Genomic DNA, 20339 nt, shown 5'->3' on the forward strand with positions numbered 1-20339 from the left:
ATGGCGCAGGGCCGCACCGTCGAGGTGCGCGTCCCCGCCACCAGTGCGAACCTCGGGCCCGGGTTCGACACACTCGGCCTGGCGCTCAGCATCTACGACACGCTGCACATCACCGCGTTGCCGGCCGGAGCACTGGAGATCGAGGTATCCGGGTCTGGTGCTGCGGAGATCCCGCGGGACGAGACCAACCTGATCGTGCGCACGATCGCGCACGTGTACGCCGACGCAGCGCGTCCGCTGCCGGGGCTGCGGATCGTCGCCGAGAACGGAGTGCCGCACGGGCGCGGTCTCGGCTCCTCCGGTGCCGCCGTGGCCGCCGGGGTGCTTGCTGCCAAGGGCCTGCTCGCCGGTGACGTCGAGATCGGCGACGAGGATCTGCTGCGGCTGGCGACGGAGATCGAGGGACACCCCGACAACGTCGCGCCCGCACTGTTCGGCGGCCTGACGATCGCCTGGATGGGCGAGCGCGGCCCGCAGCACAAGAAGCTCCTGGTGCACCGCGGGGTGTCGCCGCTCGTGCTCGTGCCGGCGTACACGATGTCGACCTCGCAGGCCCGTTCCCTGCAGCCGCCGCAGGTCTCCACGGCGGATGCCGTGTTCAACGTCTCCCGCTCGGCGCTGCTCATCGCGGCACTGATGCAGAGCCCGGAGCTGCTGCTGGATGCGACGGCCGACCGCCTGCATCAGGACTACCGCGCCGAGGCGATGCCCGAGACGCAGCGTCTGGTGCAGGCACTGCGGGCGGCGGGATTCGCCGCCGTCGTGTCGGGCGCGGGACCGAGCGTCCTGGTGCTCGCAGACGGCCCCGGCAGCCGTCAGGACGCGGTCGAGGTGGCGAACGCCGTGACCGACACCCCGTGGGAGGCGCTCCTGCTGGCGGTCGACGTTCGTGGTGGTACAGTGGGGGATCGAGCGGAGGGCTTCCACGAAGCTTCGTGAATCTGGCCCCATTGCAATCTGCAAGACCCGCACGCGAATCCCTCGGCACATGTGCCAAGGCCGGCCGGCGCCGAGCGTCAGCCCGTGCGATCGCGCGCAGCACCCGTTGTGCGCGTACAACGCTCTTTTCCCATGACATATGAGGGAGTACTCGTGGAGAATTTCTCCGAGACCCAGAACGACCAGTCCGCTCCGGTCGTCGAAGCCCCGGCTGCGGCCGCGAGCGGTGACGTGACCACGGACGCCGCCCCGGCGCGCAAGCGCGCCCCCCGCCGTGCAACCAGCGCGACCGCGGCAGCGAAGGCCGAGAAGGCCGCTGCGGCGAAGGCCGAGGGGGCAGACGCCGCGCCGGCCGCGCCCGCATCCGCTGCGGCGGCTGAAGGCGACACCGCCGAGGCTGCTCCGAAAGCGAAAGCACCTCGCCGCAGTCGCGCCAAGAAGGCAGACGTGGCCGCGTCGGCCGAGGCATCGGCTGCGCCCGGAGACGCTGCGCCGGCTGAGGCCGCGCCCGCAGACAAGCCCGCAGACGCGCAGCCGGACAAGACTGCAGACAAGCCGGCGGACAAGAACGCCGACAAGAACGCGACCGAGGCGCCGGCCGAGGCCGCCCCCAAGTCCAGCGGCCGTGGCCGTCGCGGTGCACAGAAGCCCGCGGCCGAAGCTCCCGCAGCCGAGCAGCCCGCCGAGGCGGCCCCCGCCGACGCGCCGCAGGCGTCCGACGGTTCGTCCGACCCCTCCGATGGTGAAGAGCAGGGCGGCCGCAACCGCAACCGCAACCGCAGCCGCAACCGTGGTCGTGGCCAGGGCGGTGCCGCCCAGGACCAGCAGCAGGCTCAGCCGGCCGCTGACGACGACCAGTCCGGCAACGGTCGCAACCGCCAGCGCAACAAGCGCCGCAGCGGCGCCCCGACCGATGAGTTCGACACCGAGATCGGCGAGGACGATGTTCTGATCCCGATCGCGGGTATCCTCGACGTGCTCGACAACTACGCCTTCGTCCGCACGACCGGCTACCTCGCCGGCCCCAGCGACGTCTACGTCTCGCTCGGCCAGGTCAAGAAGTACAACCTGCGCAAGGGCGATGCGATCGTCGGCGCGATCAAGCAGCCGCGCGAGGGCGAGCAGCCCGGTCGCCAGAAGTACAACGCGTTGGTCAAGGTCGACTCGATCAACGGCCTGTCGATCGACGATGCCGCCACTCGCGTCGAGTTCGGCAAGCTCACCCCGCTCTACCCGCAGGAGCGCCTGCGCCTGGAGACGGCTCCCGAGAAGCTGACGCAGCGCATCATCGATCTGGTCGCCCCGATCGGCAAGGGTCAGCGCGGCCTCATCGTCGCGCCGCCCAAGGCCGGCAAGACGATCGTGCTGCAGCAGATCGCGAATGCGATCGCGCAGAACAACCCCGAGGTCCACCTCATGGTCGTGCTCGTCGACGAGCGCCCCGAAGAGGTCACCGACATGGAGCGCACGGTGAAGGGCGAGGTCATCGCCTCGACCTTCGACCGCCCCGCCGAAGATCACACCACGGTCGCCGAGCTCGCGATCGAGCGCGCCAAGCGCCTGGTCGAGCTGGGGCGCGACGTCGTCGTGCTGCTCGACTCGATCACCCGTCTCGGACGCGCCTACAACCTCGCCGCTCCGGCGTCCGGTCGTGTGCTGACCGGTGGTGTCGACGCATCGGCCCTCTACCCGCCCAAGCGCTTCTTCGGCGCCGCGCGCAACATCGAGAACGGTGGTTCGCTCACCATCCTCGCGACGGCACTCGTCGAGACCGGTTCCAAGATGGACGAGGTCATCTTCGAGGAGTTCAAGGGCACCGGCAACAGCGAGCTGCGTCTGTCGCGTTCTCTCGCTGACAAGCGCATCTTCCCTGCGGTCGACGTCAATGCGTCGAGCACCCGCCGTGAAGAGATGCTGCTCTCGGCCGACGAGGTCAAGATCACGTGGAAGCTGCGTCGCGCCCTCGCCGGCCTCGACCAGCAGCAGGCGCTCGAGGTCGTGCTGGGCAAGCTCAAGGAGACGAACTCGAACGTCGAGTTCCTGGTGCAGATGCAGAAGTCGATCCCCACGCTGCCCTCCGGCGGTCACGGGCACGACAACAACATCCGCTGAGCGGGCCGACCGTGTTCGAGTCCGTTCAGGCGTTGATCGACGAGCATCGCCGGGTGCAGGAGGAACTCTCCGACCCGGCGGTGCACGCCGACGCCGCACGGGCGAAGCGCGTCAACCGCCGGTACGCCGAGCTGTCGCGGATCGTCGCGGCGCATGAGGCGTGGGTCGCCGCCTCCGACGATCTCGACGCTGCACGCGAGTTCGCCCGTGAGGACGAGACGTTCGCTGCCGAGGTGCCCGTGCTCGAAGAGGGGCTGCAGGCGGCGCAGGAGAAGCTCCGGCGCCTGCTGATCCCTCGCGACCCCGACGATGCGCGAGATGTGATCATGGAGATCAAGGCGGGGGAGGGCGGTGCCGAATCGGCGCTGTTCGCCGCCGATCTGCTGCGCATGTACATCCAGTACGCCGCGTCGAAGGGCTGGAAGACCGAGCTCCTCGAGCGCAACGAGTCCGACCTCGGCGGCTACAAGGACGTGCAGGTCGCGATCAAGGGTTCGTCCTCCGATCCGGCGCAAGGCGTCTGGGCTCATCTCAAGTACGAAGGTGGTGTGCACCGCGTACAGCGCGTGCCTGCGACCGAGTCCCAGGGACGCATCCACACCTCGACCACCGGTGTGCTGGTGTTCCCCGAGGTCGACGAACCCGACGAGATCGCGATCAACCAGAACGACCTCAAGATCGACGTGTTCCGCTCGTCGGGCCCCGGTGGGCAGTCGGTGAACACGACGGACTCCGCCGTGCGCATCACCCATCTGCCCAGCGGGATCGTCGTGTCGATGCAGAACGAGAAGTCGCAGCTGCAGAACCGTGAAGCGGCGATGCGGGTGCTGCGTGCGCGCCTGCTCGCCAAGCAGCAGGAGGAGCTCGACGCCGCGGCGTCCGATGCCCGCAAGTCGCAGATCCGCGGGATGGGCCGCTCCGAACGCATCCGCACCTACAACTTCCCGGAAAACCGCATCGCGGATCACCGCACGGGGTTCAAGGCGTACAACCTCGACCAGGTCATGGACGGCGCCCTCGAACCGCTGATCGCGTCCGCGATCTCCGCTGACGAAGAAGCACGTCTGGCGGCCGTCGGCTCCGAGTCCTGACTCCGCGCGTCCCTACGCGGCGTCAACTCCGCGCCGCGTACCGATGCTCTGGTCGACCGGTGGCGCCGTAGCGGAGCCTCACCTCGACCACGGTCCTGGCAGCGAGGGCGGCGAGGTGCCGCTGAGCGGTGGCCCGTGAGATGCCCACACGTTCGCCGATCTCCGCTGCCGATGCCTCGCCGTCGCCGAGCGCGGCGAGCACGAGCTGTTCTGTCGCCGAGCGCGAGAGCGACACGGGTTCGCCCGCACCGTACAGGATGGCGAGGGCCCGGTCGACGTCCTCCTGACGCATGACACGGTCGCCCGCCAGGAGGTTGCGGTAGCGGGAGTAGCGATCGAGCAGCCCGGACAGGGCCCGCCGTTCGAACGGCTTCACGAGGTAGCCGACTGCTCCTGATCTGAGGGCGCGGCGGACGGTCGGCGCGTCATCGGCTGCGGAGATCAGGATCGCGTCGATTCCCGATTCCCTCACGAGAGCGATGCCGTCCCCATCGGGGAGGAAGACGTCGGCCAGCAGCAGGTCAGGGCGAGAGGCACGGATGCTGTCACGCGCCTCGGCCAGGGAGCGCGCGGTCTGCGACACCGTGAACCCGGGGTGGTCGTCCACGATGCCCTGATGCAGCTGACCGACCCGGAAGTCGTCGTCGAGGATGAGGACCCGGAGGGGATCGGTCATGGCTTCTCCTTGTTCTCGGGGCGAGTGCGGTGGTCGGTCGCCGAGCCGTCCGAGAGCGGGGCGCCGCCCACGGCGCCACCGATTCGAGCGGCGAACACGGCCCCGTGGTCGCCGTCTCCGGCATCGATGACCCAGAGGTCGCCGCCGCTGCGGCGCGCGATCTCGGTCGACAGGGAGAGGCCGATCCCGTGACCGTGCACGCTGTCGGTGGTGTTCTCGTCGCGAGGCCGCGCAGACATCGGGTCGACACCGCGCAGACCCCCGCCAGAGTCGGCCACCGTGCACACGAGGGCATCGCCGTCGTCCAGCACGGCGACCTCCACCCAGCGCGGCGTCCGCTCGCCTGACGCGGCCGCAGTGACGGCGTTGTCGATGAGGTTCCCGAGCACGGCCGCAACGTCCTCCGCCGCGACCACACTGCCGATCAGCTGCGTATCATCCGCGACGCGCAGCGCGACTCCGCGTTCCCCGGCCTCCACGCCTTTGGCGCCGAGGAAGGAGTGCAGGAACGGATCGCCGAGCAGCTCGAGGCCCGCGACAGGGAAGGCCACAGCACCGCGCTCGACGAGTTCGCCGAGGAAGGCCCGGGCTTCTGACACCCGCTCGGCGTCGATCAGACCTGCAGCGACGTGCATCCGGTTCGCGAACTCATGTCGCTGCACGCGCAGTGCAGCGGTCATCGTCCTGACGGTCTCGAGCCGCTCCGCCAGTGCGATGAGGTCGGTGCGGTCACGCACGATCAGCACATCTCCGAGCGCTCGTCCGTCACGCACGACGGGGCGCGAGTCGAGATACAGCATCCGGTCGCCGACGACGGCGCTCGACCTGGCGTGGCCGCCCGTCATCGTCGCGGTGACCGAGGACGGAAGGCCCAGCGACTCGAACGCTCGTCCGACGGGGGAGTCGAGTCCCAGGAGACGGTTCGCGGCGGCGTTGCTCACCCGGACGATTCCCTGCGGATCGATCGCGAGCACGCCGTCGTCGACGCCGTTCAGCACGGCGGTCTGGTTCTGCACGAGGGCGACGAGCTCTTCCGGTTGCACGCCGAGGGTCAGCCGCTCCCAGCGCCACCGAAGCAGGAGGAACGCGAGCATCGCGAGCCCGAGCGCACCTGCGGCCGTGAGGGCGATCACCGCCAGCAGCGGCGGTAGGTCGTCGAAGACACCTCCCCGCTCGAAGCCGACGCTGATCTCGCCGACCGGTGTGCCGTCGGCGTCGCGCACAGGCACCTTGGCGCGCGCGGATTCACCGAGCGTGCCCTTCTGCCAGTCGACGATCTCCCTGCCCTGCAGCACCTCTTCGTACGGCGTGCTGACCTCCTCGCCGATGCGCGACGGGTTCGGATGCGCGAGGCGGATGCCGTTGTCGTCGGTGACCACGACGAACAGCGCTCCCGTCCGGGCAGCGACATCGGAGGCGAGGCGCTGCAGCTCGCCGAGGCGGAGCTCCTCAGCGTCCGGTTCGTGCTCGGATGCCGAGATCCGGGTGACTTCGGCATGCACCTGCGGGTCCTCGGCCAGGGTTCTCGCGATGCCGAGCGCGGTCGTCTCCGCTTCAGCCCGCAGCTGCTGGACGGTGAGCAGAAGGTACACACCGGTGCACAGCACCACCACGAGGCCGACGGTGGCGAGACTCAGCAGCAGCGCGCGCGTCGCGAAGCGCGGTCTGGTGAACGTCGTCCTGGGCATCGGGCTCCTCCCGCGCAATATGCGCAGAACTCACGCTACGCGCACAACCGGCGGGAATGCGGGATACCGCACCCTGTGCGCATGGTTTCCCTAATCTCATGAGGATCCGTCGCCGCAGACGGAATCACGACGAAGGAGTCACCGCATGTCCCACGCACTCACCGGTCTGTTCGCAGCCGCCGAAGAGGCACCCACGTACGACGTGGCGTTCGTGCCGCCCGAGTGGGTGCTCGTGCTGCTCGGATTCACGATGGTGTTGGCGTTCATGACGCTCATCATGACCAAGCGGCTCACGCCCATGGTCGCCCTGATCCTGGTGCCGACCGTCTTCGGTCTGTTCGCGGGGGCCGGGCTCGGCCTCGGCGACATGATCCTCGACGCGGTCGGCAAGATGGCGCCCACCGCGGCGCTGCTCATGTTCGCGATCATGTTCTTCGGCATCATGATCGACGTCGGGCTGTTCGACCCGCTCATCCGGGTCATCACCCGCGTGCTGGGCGACGACCCGGCGAAGGTGGTGCTCGGTACGGCGATCCTCGCCGGTGCGGTCTCGCTCGACGGCGACGGCTCCACGACCTTCATCATCACGACCTCGGCGATGCTGCCGATCTACCTGCGGCTTGGGATGAGCCCGGTCGTGCTCACCTGCGTCGCCGGGCTCATGAACGGCACGCTGAACATCGTGCCGTGGGGCGGGCCGACCGTCCGCGCGGCGACCGCACTCGGACTGCAGCCGACCGACATCTTCGTGCCCATGCTGCCCGCGCTCGGAGCCGGCCTCATCGTGACGCTCGGCTTCGCGTGGATCCTGGGTCTTCAGGAGCGTCGTCGCCTCGGACGACTGGACTCCGACGGACTGCTCCCCGGCTCCGACGGCGGCGCCCTCGCCACCGTGCCGCGCATCTTCCGCGGCGCCGGTCCTCAGCCCGGTGCCCGCGCGGCGCTCCGTACCGGCAACATCGTGGTCGTCGCCGGCGGCCACGGACCCGTTCCCGCTGCGCACGTCGACCCTGCCGACACCGCGATGGCCGACACCATGCTGGACCCGGCCAGGGCGACCCTCCGCCCGAAGCTCATCTGGTTCAACCTGGCGCTCACGCTCGCCGTGATGGTGCTGCTCGTGCTCGACATCCTGCCGCTGCCTTATGTGTTCATGGTCGGAGCGGGTATCGCACTCGTCGCCAACTTCCGCGGCATCAAGGATCAGGCCTCGGAGATCGTCGCGCACGCCCCCAGCATCGTCGGTGTGGTGTCCATGGTCATCGCCGCCGGTGTCCTCGTCGGTGTGCTCACAGGCACGGGGATGGTCGATGCGATGGCGACCTGGATCACGAACGTCCTGCCCCCGGCGCTCGGCCCGTTCCTCGCCCCGATCACCGGCATCCTCTCGATCCCGTTCACCTTCTTCATGTCGAACGACGCGTTCTACTTCGGCATCCTGCCGGTGCTCGCCCAGAGCGCTGCGAGTTTCGGCATCGACCCGGTGGAGATGGCCAGGGCGTCGATCACCGGACAGCCGGTCCATCTGCAGAGCCCTCTCGTGCCGGCGATCCTGCTGCTCGTCTCGTTGGCCGGCGTCAACCTGGGAGACCATCACCGCAAGGTGTTGTGGCGTGCGGCGATCGTGTCGCTGGTGATGCTCGGCGTCGGCATCCTGTCGGGCGCCATTCCGTTCTTCGTCGCGCAGTGAGGAGCCGCTGTCGGGAGCGCGGGTGTCGTGCACCCGACGGCGGGGCGCTAGGCTCGGCGCGTGATCACTTTCCTGTTCCGCACGGCCATCTACATCCTCTCGGCCGGTATCGGGCTCATCGTCGCCGACCTCGTCCTGGACGGCTTTCGGATCGACTGGTCCCAGTGGTGGGGTTTCGTGCTCTGCATCCTGATCTTCGCGCTGCTGCAGAGCATCCTCTCGCCGTGGATCAGCAAGCTCGCCGATCGGTACGCCCCTGTGCTGCTCGGCGGGATCGGGATCTTCTCCACCCTCATCGCGCTGCTCGTCGTGGTGCTGCTGCCGGTCGGCGGTCTGCGCATCACCGACGCCGCCGGTTGGATCCTGGGCTCCGTGATCGTCTGGCTCGTGACGGCGCTCGGAACCGTGCTGCTCCCGTTGCTCTTCGTCAAGCGCAAGGTGAAGGACGCCCGCGGCCGACGTTGAGGTCGCGAGCTGTGCGTCAGATCGAGTAGTCGGGTGCGGTGAGCAGGGCGCGTGTGTCCTCGCCCACCAGACGATGCCGAGGCTTGGCGGGGACTCCGATGAGGATGCTGTCGTCGGGAGCGTCACGCGTGACCACGGCATTGGCGCCGACCACGGAACCGGCGCCGATCGTGATCGGCCCGAGGATCTTCGCACCGGCGCCGACCGCGACCCCGTCGCCGAGGGTGGGGTGCCGCTTGCCCGATTCGCGGGTGCGACCGCCGAGCGTCACGCCGTGGTACAGCATCACGTCGTCGCCGATCTCCGCGGTCTCACCGATCACGACGCCCATGCCGTGATCGATGAAGAACCGACGGCCGATCTGCGCCCCCGGGTGGATCTCGACGCCGGTCAGCCAGCGTGAGATCTGCGATCCTGTTCTGGCGAGCAGGCGAAACCCGCGCCGCCAGAGTGCGTGGGACACGCGGTGGGCCCAGATGGCGTGGAGGCCGGGGTAGAGCAGTGCGACCTCGACGCCGCTGCGCGCCGCCGGGTCGCGGAGCCGCGCCGCCGCGATGTCCTCGCGCATTCGACCGATCATGGTGGTGCGTTCCCGTCAGTCTTCGCGAAGGTCCTCGAAGAGCGCGGTCGACAGGTAGCGCTCCCCGGTGTCGGGGAGGATGACGACGATCGTCTTGCCGGCGTTCTCAGGCCGCGCCGCGACCTTGAGCGCCGCGGACACTGCGGCGCCGCACGACATCCCGACGAGCAGACCCTCCTCGGCCATCAGTCGGCGTGCCACCTGGATCGATTCCTCGAACTCGGCGGTGATGACCTCGTCGATCACATCGCGGTCGAGGATCGCCGGAACGAAGTTCGGGCCGATGCCCTGGATCTTGTGCGGGCCGGGGTGGCCCTCGCTCAGGACGGGGGAGTCCTTGGGCTCGACCGCGATGACCTGCACATCGGGCTTGGCCGCCTTCAGCGCCTGGCCGGTGCCGGTCACCGTGCCGCCGGTGCCGACGCCGGCGATGAAGATGTCGATGTTCCCGTCGGTGTCCCTCAGGATCTCCGGTGCAGTCGTCTCGCGGTGGATCTGCGGGTTCGCGGCGTTCTCGAACTGCCGGATCCAGATGGCGCCGGGGGTGTCTGCCACGATCTGCTTCGTGACCTCGATCGCACCGCTCATGCCCTTGGTGGGGTCGGTCAGCACGATCTCGGCGCCGAACGCCTTCAGCAGGAGGCGTCGTTCCTTCGACATCGATGCGGGCATGGTCAGGATGACCTTGTAGCCGCGGGCGGCTCCCACCATGGCGAGAGCGATGCCGGTGTTGCCGCTGGTGGACTCCACGATCGTGCCGCCGGGCTTGAGCTCACCGGAGGCCTCGGCCGCGTTGATCATCGCGATGCCGATGCGGTCCTTCACGCTCGAAGCGGGGTTGTAGTACTCGAGCTTGGCGAGCACGGTCGCGCCCAGGCCCTCCGTGACGCTGTTCAGCCGGACGAGCGGGGTGTTGCCGAATGCGGTCGTGATGTCGGAATGGATGCCGGGCATGGGAGAGCCTTCCTGATGCGGGTCAGTGCGGCACCAGCCTATTCGAGGTCGGATGAGGGGGAGGCATTGTGACACCTTCCGGCGCTCTACGCTGGAAGCCATGTCCGAGAACACTCTCGCCGCACTCGTCCGCGGCGCGGCGCAGCGCCTTGCCGACGCCGGCGTCTCCGATCCGCTGGTCGACGCTGAACTCCTCGCCGGTCACGTGCTCGGTCTCCGCCGTGGCGAGGTGCAGGCCGCCCTGATCCGCGGTGATGCGGTGGATACGACGGACGCGGAGCGGATCCACGCGCTCGTGGCGCGTCGTGCCGGCAGGGAGCCGCTCCAGCACCTCACGGGGACCGCGCCGTTCCGGCACCTCGAGCTGCAGGTCGGGCCCGGCGTGTTCGTCCCACGGCCCGAGACAGAGACCGTCGCGCAGTTCGCGATCGACGCGCTGCTGAACTCTCCGGAGCCCGCGCCGATCGGCATCGACCTCGGCGCGGGGAGCGGAGCGATCGCGCTGGCGATGGCGACGGAGGTCCCGCACGCGCGGATCTTCGCCGCGGAGCTGTCTCCCGAAGCACACGTCTGGGCGAGCCGCAACACGAGCGGCGTGGAGAACCTCTCCCTGGTGCTCGCGGACATGGTGGACGCGTTCCCCGAGCTCGACGGCACTGCATCCGTCGTGATCTCCAACCCTCCGTACGTGCCGGACGACGCGCTCCCGCGTGATCCCGAGGTCCGGCTGTTCGACCCGGCGATGGCACTCTACGGCGGGTCTGACGGTCTCGACCTCGTGCGGGTGCTGAGCACGAGAGCGGCTGCGCTGCTCCGTCCCGGCGGTCTTCTGGTGATCGAGCACGGCGAGCTGCAGGGAGCGGCGATCCGCGAGATCCTCACCGCCGACGGCTGGCGCGCCGCCGCGACCCACCGCGATCTGACGCTCCGCGATCGCGCCACCACCGCCGTGCGCGCCTGATCAGGACTCTCCGAGCGTCCGTCCTGCCGTCCCCGGATAGAATCGAACCGTCATGTCCTCCATCTTCGACTGCCACGACGAGGCGCAGCTGCTTGCCGGAATGCGGCACGCACGCCAGGCCATCGGCCGCGGCGAGCTCATCGTCATGCCCACCGACACCGTGTACGGCGTCGCGGCCGACGCATTCTCGCCCTCCGCGGTGCAGCGTCTGCTCGACGCGAAGGGGAGAGGACGCGATCAGCCGCCGCCCGTGCTGATCGGTTCCGTCGACACGCTCGCGGCCCTCGCGGAGTCGGTCCCGGAGCCGGTGCAGCGACTGGTCGACGCGTTCTGGCCCGGGGGGCTGACCATCGTCCTCCCCGCGCAGCCCTCGCTCGTGTGGGACCTGGGGGAGACCATGGGGACCGTGGCCGTGCGCATGCCGGAAGGGCGCGTAGCGCTCGAACTGCTCGCCGAGACCGGACCGCTCGCGGTGTCGAGTGCGAACCTCACGGGCCACGATGCCGCGATCTCGGCCCTGGATGCCGAGAAGATGCTGGGCGACAGCGTCGCGGTCTACCTGGCCGATGGGCTCAGCAAGGACGCCATCGCCTCGACCATCGTGGACGCCACCTCCCTCGTGCGCCGCAGCGCGGACGACGCGGGCGCCGTCGTACGGATCCTGCGTCATGGCGCGGTCACCCGCGAGCAGCTGCACGAGGTGCTCGGCGACCTGCTCGAATCGGAGGATCAGCCGGAGCAGCCGGCCGATCCCGCGCAGGAGGAGCACCAGGACGAGAATTCGTGAAGCAGTATCTCTTCACGATCCTCCTCACCGCCGCGATCACGTTCACACTGACCTGGGCGGTCTGGCGGTTGAGCCTGCGGTACAAGCTCTATCCGGGTATCCGTGAGCGCGATGTGCACACCACCCCCACGCCGCGTCTCGGCGGCGTCGCGATCTTCCTGGGCATCGTGGCCGCCTTCGGATTCTCCGCGCTCAACCCGTTCTTCCAGAGCATCTGGACGCCGCCGCAGACGATATGGTCGATCCTCGCCGCCGCGCTGCTGATCGCCGTCATCGGGGTCGTGGACGATCTCTGGGACATCGATTGGATGATCAAGCTCGGCGCGCAGTTCCTGGCGGCAGGCATCATCACCGTGGGTGGGGGACTGCAGATCCTGTCCCTGCCCTTCGGTGACCTGATCGTCGTCTCGAGCTGGCTGAGCATCACGATCACCATGTTCGCGATCGTGATCGTGATGAACGCGGTCAACTTCATCGACGGCCTCGACGGGCTCGTCGCCGGTGTCTGCCTGATCTCGAACGGCGTCTTCTTCGCCTACTCCTACATCTTCACCCGCGACTCCGGCGCCTCCAGCAACTTCAACCTCTCGACGTTCATCGCCGCCGTGCTGATCGGTGCGTGCCTCGGGTTCCTGCCTTTGAACTGGAGTCCGGCGAAGCTCTTCATGGGGGATTCCGGTGCGCTCGTCATCGGTCTGCTGATGGCCACCTCCGCGATCTCGATCACCGGGCAGATGGATCCTTCTTCGCTCGACCCTGAGCGTCTCGGTCGCTCCCAGCTGGTCGGCGCCTTCCTGCCGATCCTGCTGCCGCTGCTGGTCGTGCTGCTGCCGCTGCTGGATTTCGGGCTCGCGGTGCTGCGCCGGATGAGTGCCGGACGCTCACCGTTCTCGCCTGATCGCAAGCACCTGCACCACCGGATGCTCGACCTCGGGCACCGCGACCGCGACGCGGTCCTCATCTTCTACGCATGGTCGGCCGTGATCTCTCTCGCGGTGCTGCTCATGTACGTCGGCGCGCGCGAGGACTGGCCCGGCCAGTATCTTCCCGGCGTCGGTTTCGGCGTGGTGGGCATCGTCGCCTGCCTGCTGATCACCCTCATGCCCTCCCGCCCCAAGAAGCCGGCGACGGCACCAGAGCCCGACCCGACATCCCTGGAGTCCTGATGAGCCCGAACCCCGTGTCCAGCAATCCGATCCTGCGCCGCACTCTGATGTGGTCCGCCGTCGCGACGGTGATCCTCGCCGTGGTGGCCGGAGTGGTCGGCTTCCTGGTCGGCAGTGTCGAGGGGCTGGTGAGCGGACTCCTCGGCGTGCTTCTCGCGATGCTCTTCCTCGCGATCACCGGCATCAGCATCCTGATCGCGAACCGCTGGTTCGGTGACCCGCTGTACGTGCAGCTGTTCTTCGCGATCGTGCTCGGCGGCTGGCTCCTCAAGCTCGGTGTCTTCGTCGTGGTGATGATCGTGCTGAGCGGTCAGCCGTGGATCCACCCCATGGTGTTCTTCCTCTCGATCGTCGCCGGTGTCATCATGTCGCTCGTGATCGACGTGCTGGTTCTCACGAAGATGCGCCTCCCGAACGTCAGCGACGCGACCCTGCCCACCGAGGTCCCCGAGGATCGCGCCCCGGGCGTGTCCCTGCCCACCGAGGTGCCGGAGGACCGTGCTCCCGGACGGCACCACATCGTGCCGGAGAAGCCTGTAGACGAGGGCCCAGCGGACTCGCGCACCATCTGACTCTGATAGTGTTGACATGTGCCCGCCGCTCTCTCGCGAGCGCTTGCGCAGTGAAGCACACCGACCATCGTCGCCCCGGTTCTGACCGGTGCCCCGAAGCTGGAGCCCGCGCTGTTTAATCTTGCTGCGACCCTGACCCCACGACTCGCCTCTGATGGTGAGTTCCACGGTCCGTCGATCGACGAATTCTTCCCGGAAACGCTCTTCAATCTGTTCGGCGTGATCCCGGTCAACCGGATCCACCTGATCCAGCTGCTCTCGGTCATCGCTGTGGTCCTCATCCTCTGGCTCGGCACGCGCCGCATGAAGATGATCCCCGGTCGTGGCCAGAGCCTCGTCGAGATGGGTCTCGGATTCGTCCGCACCAACATCGCGCACGACCTGCTCGGACGCAAGGACGGCGATCGCTTCCTGCCGATCCTGACGACCATCTTCTTCATGGTCCTCTTCATGAACGTCACCGGAATCATCCCGTTCCTGAACATGCCGGGTACCGCGATCATCGCCGTCCCGCTCACGCTGGCCCTCGTCAGCTACGTGACCTTCATCTACGCCGGTATCAAGAAGAGCCCCAAGAACTTCTTCAAGAACGCGCTGTTCCCCTCGGGCGTGCCGTGGCCGGTGTACATCATCGTCACGCCGATCGAGCTGATCTCGACCTTCATCATCCGCCCGGTCACGCTGACCCTGCGACTGCTGATGAACCTCGTGGTCGGACACATGATCCTGGTGCTGTGCTTCGCAGCCACCCAGTTCTTCTTCTTCACCGCTGGTGGGGGATGGGCGGCGCTCGGCATCGGAACCCTGGCCTTCGGCGGCGCCTTCACGCTGTTCGAGATCCTGGTCACGGTTCTCCAGGCATACGTCTTCACCGTCCTCACCGCGGTCTACATCCAGCTCGCGGTCGCAGAAGAGCACTGAGCGGGTCGGCGAAAGCCACCCACCCAACGAAAGGAAAAACCCCGTGGACGCAACTACGGTTCTCGCAGACATCAACGGTCACCTCGCATCGGTCGGCTACGGCCTCGCTGCCATCGGTCCGGCCATCGGTGTGGGCATCGTCGTCGGCAAGACCATCGAGGGCGTCGCCCGTCAGCCCGAGCTGGCCGGTCGTCTTCAGGTCCTCATGTGGATCGGTATCGCCTTCACCGAGGCGCTTGCATTCGTCGGCATCGCCGTCGGATTCATCCCCTTCCCGTAATCCACACCGACTTCAGAAGGAGACAGGATGCTCAACGCTCTTGTCACGAACCTCGCGGCTGAGGGTGAGGCGGCCAACAACCCGCTTCTCCCCGCGTGGTACGACATCATCTGGTCTGGCCTGTGGTTCCTCATCATTCTCCTCGTCGTCTGGAAGGTCGCCCTTCCCAAGCTGACGAAGATGCTCGACGAGCGGTCCGCCGCCATCGAGGGGAACATCGCCAAGGCTGACGAGGCTCAGAAGCAGGCCGAGGCCGCGCTCGAGGAGTACACGCGTCAGCTGGCCGAGGCACGCACCGAAGCCGGTGAGATCCGTGAGGCCGCCCGTGAGGATGGCAAGAAGATCGTCGCCGAGGCCAAGGAAGCCGCGAGCAGCGAAGCTGCCCGTATCACCGCCACCGCGCACACGCAGATCGAGGCCGAGCGTCAGACCGCTCTCGTCTCGCTCCGCAGCGAGGTCGGAACGCTCGCCATCGACCTCGCCGGTGGCGTGGTCGGGGAGACGCTGTCCGATGACGCACGTGCGACGGCTGTGGTCGACCGCTTCCTCGCCGACCTCGAAGCATCCGAGAAGGCGGCCCAGTAATGGGCAGCGCGACCACTCAGGCGCTTGCGGCATCCGTTCAGGCGCTTGCCGCGGCATCCGGCGTGACCCTCGACACCTCGCGGGAGCTCTTCGCCGCGGCGCATGCCGTGGGCGAATCGTCGCATCTGAGCGGCGCGCTTGCTGACGCCTCGGCTCCGGCCGAGGCACGGCAGAACGTCGTCGCCTCGGTCTTCGGCGACTTCTCGCAGATCACGCGAGACGTGCTGAAGGCCGTCGTCTCCGAGCGCTGGTCCGACGCGAGCGAGCTCGTCGACGGCATCGAGGAGCTCGCGATCCGCGCAGCGGCGATCTCCGACAGCGGCGCCGACATCGAGGCGGAGCTCTTCGGCTTCTCCCGCGTCATCGCCGCGAACTCGGAGCTCGAACTCGCCCTGGGCAGCCGCCTCGGGGGAGGAGCGGCCAAGGTCGAGCTCGTCGAGCGTCTGCTGACCGGCTCCGTCAGCGCCCCCGCGGCACTGATCGTGTCGTCGCTCGTGCGTCAGCCGCGCGATCGTCGCATCCGCCAGCTGCTCAACCGCGCCATGCGCATCGTCTCGAGCCAGCACGGTCGAGTCGTCGCGACGGTCCACACGGCTTCCGAGCTGAACGAAGCTCAGCGCACCCGTCTCAGCGATGCGCTCTCGCGTCGGTACGACGGCAAGGTCTCGCTCAACGTCGTCATCGACCCTGCCGTTCTCGGAGGCCTGCGCGTGCAGATCGCCGATGACGTCATCGACGGCAGCATCTCCGCTCGACTCGCCGACCTTCGCCAGAAGCTCGCGGGCTAACACGACTTCGCGCGGGGAACCGCGCACCCAGATACAAAGGGAAGACAATGGCAGAACTATCGATCAGCCCCGACGTCATCCGTGACGCGCTGAAGGACTTCGCCGCCGCCTACGAGCCCACCGGGGCAGCGGCGACCGAGGTCGGCACCGTCATCGACGCCGCGGATGGAATCGCGCATGTCGAGGGCCTGCCCGGCGTCATGGCCAACGAGCTCGTGACCTTCGGCGACGGCACCAAGGGCCTCGCGCTGAGCCTCGACCAGAACCAGATCGGTGTCGTCGTCCTCGGTGACTTCACCGGCGTCGAGGCCGGTCAGGAAGTCACCCGCACGGGTGAGGTCCTCTCGGTCCCCGTCGGCGACGGCTACCTGGGTCGCGTCGTCGACCCGCTCGGCAACCCGATCGACGGCCTCGGCTCGATCGCGACCGAGGGAAGCCGCGAGCTCGAGCTGCAGGCGCCCGGCGTCATGCAGCGCAAGTCGGTCCACGAGCCGATGCAGACCGGCATCAAGGCCATCGACGCGATGATCCCGGTCGGCCGTGGCCAGCGTCAGCTGATCATCGGCGACCGCCAGACCGGTAAGACGGCGATCGCGATCGACACGATCATCAATCAGAAGGACAACTGGGAGTCCGGCGACGTCAACAAGCAGGTCCGCTGCATCTACGTCGCCATCGGCCAGAAGGGCTCGACCATCGCTTCGGTGAAGGGCGCGCTCGAAGAGGCCGGTGCCCTGGAGTACACCACGATCGTGGCCGCTCCGGCATCCGACCCCGCCGGTTTCAAGTACCTCGCGCCCTACACCGGTTCGGCCATCGGCCAGCACTGGATGTACGGCGGCAAGCACGTCCTCATCATCTTCGACGACCTGTCGAAGCAGGCTGAGGCCTACCGCGCCGTGTCGCTGCTCCTGCGTCGTCCGCCGGGCCGCGAGGCCTACCCGGGTGACGTCTTCTACCTGCACTCCCGTCTGCTGGAGCGTTGCGCGAAGCTGTCCGACGAGCTCGGCGCCGGCTCGATGACGGGTCTCCCGATCATCGAGACCAAGGCCAACGACGTCTCGGCGTACATCCCGACCAACGTGATCTCGATCACCGACGGCCAGATCTTCCTGCAGTCCGACCTCTTCAACGCCAACCAGCGTCCGGCGGTCGACGTGGGTATCTCGGTGTCGCGAGTCGGTGGTGACGCACAGGTCAAGTCGATCAAGAAGGTATCGGGTACGTTGAAGCTCGAGCTGGCTCAGTACCGCTCGCTCGAGGCGTTCGCGATGTTCGCATCCGACCTCGACCAGGCGTCGCGCCGTCAGCTCTCACGTGGTGCGCGTCTGACCGAGCTGCTCAAGCAGCCGCAGTACTCGCCCTACCCCGTCGAGGAGCAGGTCGTCTCGATCTGGGCCGGAACCAAGGGCAAGCTCGACACGATCGAGGTCTCGGACGTCCTGCGCTTCGAGCGCGAGCTCCTGGACTACCTGCGTCGCAACACCTCGGTGCTCGACACCCTGCGCGAGACCAACGTCCTCGATGACGACACGGTCGCAGAGCTCGACAAGCACACCGACGCTTTCATCCTGGAGTTCCAGGGTGGCAAGGGCACCAGCATCGGTGCTCCCGGCCACGAGGAGCACGCGGCTGCGGAGGCGGACGACGTCAACCAGGAGAAGATCGTCAAGGGCCGTCGCGCGTAATCGCGTGAGGAACTGAACTCATGGGCGCTCAACTCAGGGTCTACAAGCAGAAGATCTCTTCTGCTCAGACGACCAAGAAGATCACGAAGGCGATGGAACTCATCGCGGCTTCGCGCATCCAGAAGGCGATGGCACGCGTCAAGGCGTCCAGCCCCTTCGCGCGAGCCGTGACGAGGGCCGTATCTGCCGTCGCGACGCACTCGAACGTCGACCACCCGCTCACCCGCGAGCCCGAGACGATCCACCGTTCTGCGGTCGTGATCTTCTCCTCGGATCGCGGTCTCGCCGGAGCCTTCAACTCGCAGATCCTCCGTGAGGGTCTCGAGGTGGCGGAGCTCCTGCGCGAGCAGGGCAAGGAGCCGGTGTTCTACCTCATCGGTCGCAAGGCCGTCGGCTACTTCCAGTTCCGTCGCATCCAGGCGGCCGCGGAGTGGACCGGAGACACCGACACCCCGTCGTTCCACACGGCAGAGGAGATCTCGCAGAAGCTTCTCGAGGACTTCTCTCGCGGTGGCGTCGAGGGTGGCGTGGACGAGATCCACCTCGTGTACAACCGTTTCGTCAGCATGATGACGCAGACGCCGGAATCGGTGCGTCTGCTCCCGCTGGAGATCACGGAAGCCGACGAGTCGGAAGCGGGGAACACCATCTACCCGCTCTACGAATTCGAGCCGGATGCCGAGACCGTGCTGGACGCGATCCTGCCGGTGTACATCCAGAGCCGCGTCTTCAACGCACTCCTGCAGTCGTCTGCCGCCAAGCAGGCTGCGACGCAGAAGGCGATGAAGTCGGCCAGCGACAACGCCGACAAGCTCATCACCGACTACACCCGTCTGCGCAACAACGCGCGCCAGGCGGAGATCACGCAGCAGATCGCAGAGATCGTCGGCGGCGCCGACGCGCTCTCATCGAGCAAATAGACCATCAGGAGAGAGACGAAAATGACCCCCACCGCTACGGCTGACCAGCCGGCGACCGCGGTCGTCGGGCGCGTCGCACGCGTCAACGGTCCGGTTGTCGACATCGAGTTCCCGCACGACTCGATCCCCGACATCTACAACGCGCTGAAGACGACGATCGTGATCGGCGACTCTTCCGTCGAGATCACGCTCGAAGTCGCGCAGCACCTCGGTGACGACCTCGTTCGCGCCATCGCCCTGAAGCCGACCGACGGCATCGTCCGCGGCCAGGAGGTTCGCGACACCGGTGAGGCCATCTCGGTCCCCGTCGGTGACGTCACCAAGGGCAAGGTCTTCAACGTGATCGGCGAGGTGCTCAACCTCGAGCCCGGCGAGACCATCGAGGTCACCGAGCGCTGGCCGATCCACCGCAAGGCTCCGAACTTCGACCAGCTCGAGTCGAAGACCACCATGTTCGAGACCGGCATCAAGTCGATCGACCTCCTGACGCCGTACGTGCTCGGTGGAAAGATCGGTCTGTTCGGTGGAGCCGGTGTCGGAAAGACGGTCCTCATCCAGGAGATGATCCAGCGCGTCGCGCAGGACCACGGTGGTGTGTCGGTGTTCGCCGGTGTCGGCGAGCGTACCCGTGAGGGCAACGACCTGATCCACGAGATGGAAGAGGCGGGTGTCTTCGACAAGACGGCCCTCGTGTTCGGCCAGATGGACGAGCCGCCGGGAACGCGTCTGCGCGTCGCCCTGTCTGCTCTGACGATGGCGGAGTACTTCCGTGACGTGCAGAAGCAGGACGTGCTGCTCTTCATCGACAACATCTTCCGCTTCACGCAGGCTGGTTCTGAGGTCTCCACGCTGCTCGGCCGCATGCCGTCCGCGGTGGGCTACCAGCCCAACCTGGCCGACGAGATGGGGCTCCTCCAGGAGCGCATCACCTCGACCCGTGGCCACTCGATCACCTCGCTGCAGGCGATCTACGTGCCCGCCGACGACTACACCGACCCGGCTCCGGCGACCACCTTCGCCCACCTCGACGCCACGACCGAGCTCTCTCGTGAGATCGCGTCGAAGGGTCTGTACCCGGCCATCGACCCGCTGACCTCCACGTCGCGGATCATGGACCCCCGGTACTTGGGTGAGGACCACTACCGCGTCGCCACTACCGTCAAGCAGATCCTCCAGAAGAACAAGGAGCTGCAGGAGATCATCGCGATCCTCGGCGTCGATGAGCTCTCCGAAGAGGACAAGATCGTCGTGTCGCGTGCGCGTCGCATCCAGCAGTTCCTCTCGCAGAACACCTACATGGCGAAGAAGTTCACCGGCGTGGAGGGGTCGACCGTCCCGCTCAAGGAGACCATCGAGTCGTTCGATGCCATCGCCCGCGGTGACTTCGACCACGTGGCCGAGCAGGCCTTCTTCAACGTCGGAGGCATCTCTGACGTCGAAGAGCAGTGGGCGAAGATCCAGAAGGAGAACGGCTGA

Annotated in this window: 20 protein-coding genes; 16 read left to right on the top strand and 4 right to left on the bottom strand. The window is 67.5% G+C overall.

The window, feature by feature from the left end:
• From thrB to prfA, 3 genes are all read left to right on the top strand, one after another.
• On the top strand, window positions 1-939 hold the full coding sequence (gene thrB / locus KZC51_RS09790) for a homoserine kinase (protein ID WP_247629792.1): 939 nt from the start codon (window positions 1-3) through the stop codon (window positions 937-939).
• Window positions 940-1092: 153 nt separating this feature from the next.
• Window positions 1093-3051 (top strand): transcription termination factor Rho, encoded by a 1959-nt coding sequence (gene rho, locus KZC51_RS09795; protein WP_247629793.1) that lies wholly within the window; start codon window positions 1093-1095, stop codon window positions 3049-3051.
• Between the two features lie 11 nt (window positions 3052-3062).
• The gene (gene prfA / locus KZC51_RS09800) at window positions 3063-4142 is read left to right on the top strand and encodes a peptide chain release factor 1 (protein WP_247629794.1); all 1080 of its coding nucleotides are present in this window, start codon (window positions 3063-3065) and stop codon (window positions 4140-4142) included.
• A gap of 22 nt (window positions 4143-4164) precedes the next feature.
• Here prfA and KZC51_RS09805 read toward each other — a convergent pair whose 3' ends face one another.
• Together KZC51_RS09805 and KZC51_RS09810 are read right to left on the bottom strand one after the other, a co-directional pair.
• On the bottom strand, window positions 4165-4818 hold the full coding sequence (locus KZC51_RS09805; RefSeq protein WP_247629795.1) for a response regulator: 654 nt from the start codon (window positions 4816-4818) through the stop codon (window positions 4165-4167).
• A complete protein-coding gene (locus KZC51_RS09810) occupies window positions 4815-6506 on the bottom strand; it encodes a sensor histidine kinase (protein WP_247629796.1) in 1692 nt (563 codons plus the stop codon). Before KZC51_RS09810 ends, KZC51_RS09805 begins: the two co-directional genes overlap by 4 nt.
• Window positions 6507-6651: 145 nt before the next feature.
• Between KZC51_RS09810 and KZC51_RS09815 the strand changes: the two genes are divergently transcribed.
• Both KZC51_RS09815 and KZC51_RS09820 read left to right on the top strand, forming a co-directional pair.
• Window positions 6652-8196 (top strand): CitMHS family transporter, encoded by a 1545-nt coding sequence (locus tag KZC51_RS09815; RefSeq protein ID WP_247629797.1) that lies wholly within the window; start codon window positions 6652-6654, stop codon window positions 8194-8196.
• A gap of 60 nt (window positions 8197-8256) precedes the next feature.
• The gene (locus tag KZC51_RS09820) at window positions 8257-8661 is read left to right on the top strand and encodes a phage holin family protein (protein WP_247629798.1); all 405 of its coding nucleotides are present in this window, start codon (window positions 8257-8259) and stop codon (window positions 8659-8661) included.
• A gap of 16 nt (window positions 8662-8677) precedes the next feature.
• Here KZC51_RS09820 and epsC read toward each other — a convergent pair whose 3' ends face one another.
• A complete protein-coding gene (gene epsC, locus KZC51_RS09825) occupies window positions 8678-9241 on the bottom strand; it encodes a serine O-acetyltransferase EpsC (protein ID WP_247629799.1) in 564 nt (187 codons plus the stop codon).
• Window positions 9242-9256: 15 nt separating this feature from the next.
• Entirely contained in the window at window positions 9257-10195 is a 939-nt protein-coding gene (gene cysK, locus KZC51_RS09830; protein WP_247629800.1) for a cysteine synthase A, read from the bottom strand.
• Window positions 10196-10295: 100 nt separating this feature from the next.
• Between cysK and prmC the strand changes: the two genes are divergently transcribed.
• The 11 genes from prmC to atpD all read left to right on the top strand — a co-directional run bounded on the left by prmC (window position 10296) and on the right by atpD (window position 20339).
• Complete coding sequence (gene prmC, locus KZC51_RS09835) at window positions 10296-11156, top strand: peptide chain release factor N(5)-glutamine methyltransferase (protein ID WP_247629801.1); 861 nt, start codon at window positions 10296-10298, stop codon at window positions 11154-11156.
• 52 nt (window positions 11157-11208) lie between these two features.
• Window positions 11209-11943 carry an L-threonylcarbamoyladenylate synthase gene (locus KZC51_RS09840; RefSeq protein WP_247629802.1) on the top strand — a complete coding sequence of 245 codons (735 nt, stop codon included), beginning with the start codon at window positions 11209-11211 and terminating at the stop codon, window positions 11941-11943.
• Window positions 11940-13109 (top strand): MraY family glycosyltransferase, encoded by a 1170-nt coding sequence (locus KZC51_RS09845; protein WP_247629803.1) that lies wholly within the window; start codon window positions 11940-11942, stop codon window positions 13107-13109. Before KZC51_RS09840 ends, KZC51_RS09845 begins: the two co-directional genes overlap by 4 nt.
• The gene (locus KZC51_RS09850) at window positions 13109-13681 is read left to right on the top strand and encodes a Cg1360 family ATP-synthase-associated protein (RefSeq protein ID WP_247629804.1); all 573 of its coding nucleotides are present in this window, start codon (window positions 13109-13111) and stop codon (window positions 13679-13681) included. The genes KZC51_RS09845 and KZC51_RS09850 overlap by 1 nt, the downstream gene beginning before the upstream one ends.
• A 111-nt stretch (window positions 13682-13792) precedes the next feature.
• Window positions 13793-14602 carry a F0F1 ATP synthase subunit A gene (gene atpB / locus KZC51_RS09855; RefSeq protein WP_247630629.1) on the top strand — a complete coding sequence of 270 codons (810 nt, stop codon included), beginning with the start codon at window positions 13793-13795 and terminating at the stop codon, window positions 14600-14602.
• Window positions 14603-14645: 43 nt separating this feature from the next.
• Entirely contained in the window at window positions 14646-14882 is a 237-nt protein-coding gene (atpE, locus tag KZC51_RS09860; protein ID WP_042541851.1) for an ATP synthase F0 subunit C, read from the top strand.
• 27 nt (window positions 14883-14909) lie between these two features.
• Window positions 14910-15467, top strand: a complete 558-nt coding sequence (locus tag KZC51_RS09865) for a F0F1 ATP synthase subunit B (RefSeq protein WP_247629805.1) — start codon at window positions 14910-14912, stop codon at window positions 15465-15467.
• On the top strand, window positions 15467-16255 hold the full coding sequence (locus KZC51_RS09870; protein WP_247629806.1) for a F0F1 ATP synthase subunit delta: 789 nt from the start codon (window positions 15467-15469) through the stop codon (window positions 16253-16255). The genes KZC51_RS09865 and KZC51_RS09870 overlap by 1 nt, the downstream gene beginning before the upstream one ends.
• 47 nt (window positions 16256-16302) lie before the next feature.
• On the top strand, window positions 16303-17943 hold the full coding sequence (gene atpA / locus KZC51_RS09875; protein WP_247629807.1) for a F0F1 ATP synthase subunit alpha: 1641 nt from the start codon (window positions 16303-16305) through the stop codon (window positions 17941-17943).
• A gap of 20 nt (window positions 17944-17963) precedes the next feature.
• A complete protein-coding gene (locus KZC51_RS09880; RefSeq protein WP_247629808.1) occupies window positions 17964-18863 on the top strand; it encodes a F0F1 ATP synthase subunit gamma in 900 nt (299 codons plus the stop codon).
• Window positions 18864-18884: 21 nt separating this feature from the next.
• Window positions 18885-20339, top strand: a complete 1455-nt coding sequence (gene atpD / locus KZC51_RS09885) for a F0F1 ATP synthase subunit beta (protein WP_247629809.1) — start codon at window positions 18885-18887, stop codon at window positions 20337-20339.

The organism is Microbacterium croceum (genome assembly GCF_023091245.1).
Taxonomy (GTDB): Bacteria; Actinomycetota; Actinomycetes; order Actinomycetales; family Microbacteriaceae; genus Microbacterium; species Microbacterium croceum.

Coding starts and splice junctions, on each gene's coding strand:
- KZC51_RS09805 (WP_247629795.1), bottom strand. CDS start 4,818: ATGACCGATCCCCTCCGGGTCCTCATCCTCGACGACGACTTCCGGGTC.
- thrB (WP_247629792.1), top strand. CDS start 1: ATGGCGCAGGGCCGCACCGTCGAGGTGCGCGTCCCCGCCACCAGTGCG.
- KZC51_RS09870 (WP_247629806.1), top strand. CDS start 15,467: ATGGGCAGCGCGACCACTCAGGCGCTTGCGGCATCCGTTCAGGCGCTT.
- KZC51_RS09880 (WP_247629808.1), top strand. CDS start 17,964: ATGGGCGCTCAACTCAGGGTCTACAAGCAGAAGATCTCTTCTGCTCAG.
- KZC51_RS09810 (WP_247629796.1), bottom strand. CDS start 6,506: ATGCCCAGGACGACGTTCACCAGACCGCGCTTCGCGACGCGCGCGCTG.
- KZC51_RS09865 (WP_247629805.1), top strand. CDS start 14,910: ATGCTCAACGCTCTTGTCACGAACCTCGCGGCTGAGGGTGAGGCGGCC.
- KZC51_RS09815 (WP_247629797.1), top strand. CDS start 6,652: ATGTCCCACGCACTCACCGGTCTGTTCGCAGCCGCCGAAGAGGCACCC.
- KZC51_RS09850 (WP_247629804.1), top strand. CDS start 13,109: ATGAGCCCGAACCCCGTGTCCAGCAATCCGATCCTGCGCCGCACTCTG.
- prmC (WP_247629801.1), top strand. CDS start 10,296: ATGTCCGAGAACACTCTCGCCGCACTCGTCCGCGGCGCGGCGCAGCGC.
- cysK (WP_247629800.1), bottom strand. CDS start 10,195: ATGCCCGGCATCCATTCCGACATCACGACCGCATTCGGCAACACCCCG.
- epsC (WP_247629799.1), bottom strand. CDS start 9,241: ATGATCGGTCGAATGCGCGAGGACATCGCGGCGGCGCGGCTCCGCGAC.
- atpD (WP_247629809.1), top strand. CDS start 18,885: ATGACCCCCACCGCTACGGCTGACCAGCCGGCGACCGCGGTCGTCGGG.
- atpA (WP_247629807.1), top strand. CDS start 16,303: ATGGCAGAACTATCGATCAGCCCCGACGTCATCCGTGACGCGCTGAAG.
- KZC51_RS09840 (WP_247629802.1), top strand. CDS start 11,209: ATGTCCTCCATCTTCGACTGCCACGACGAGGCGCAGCTGCTTGCCGGA.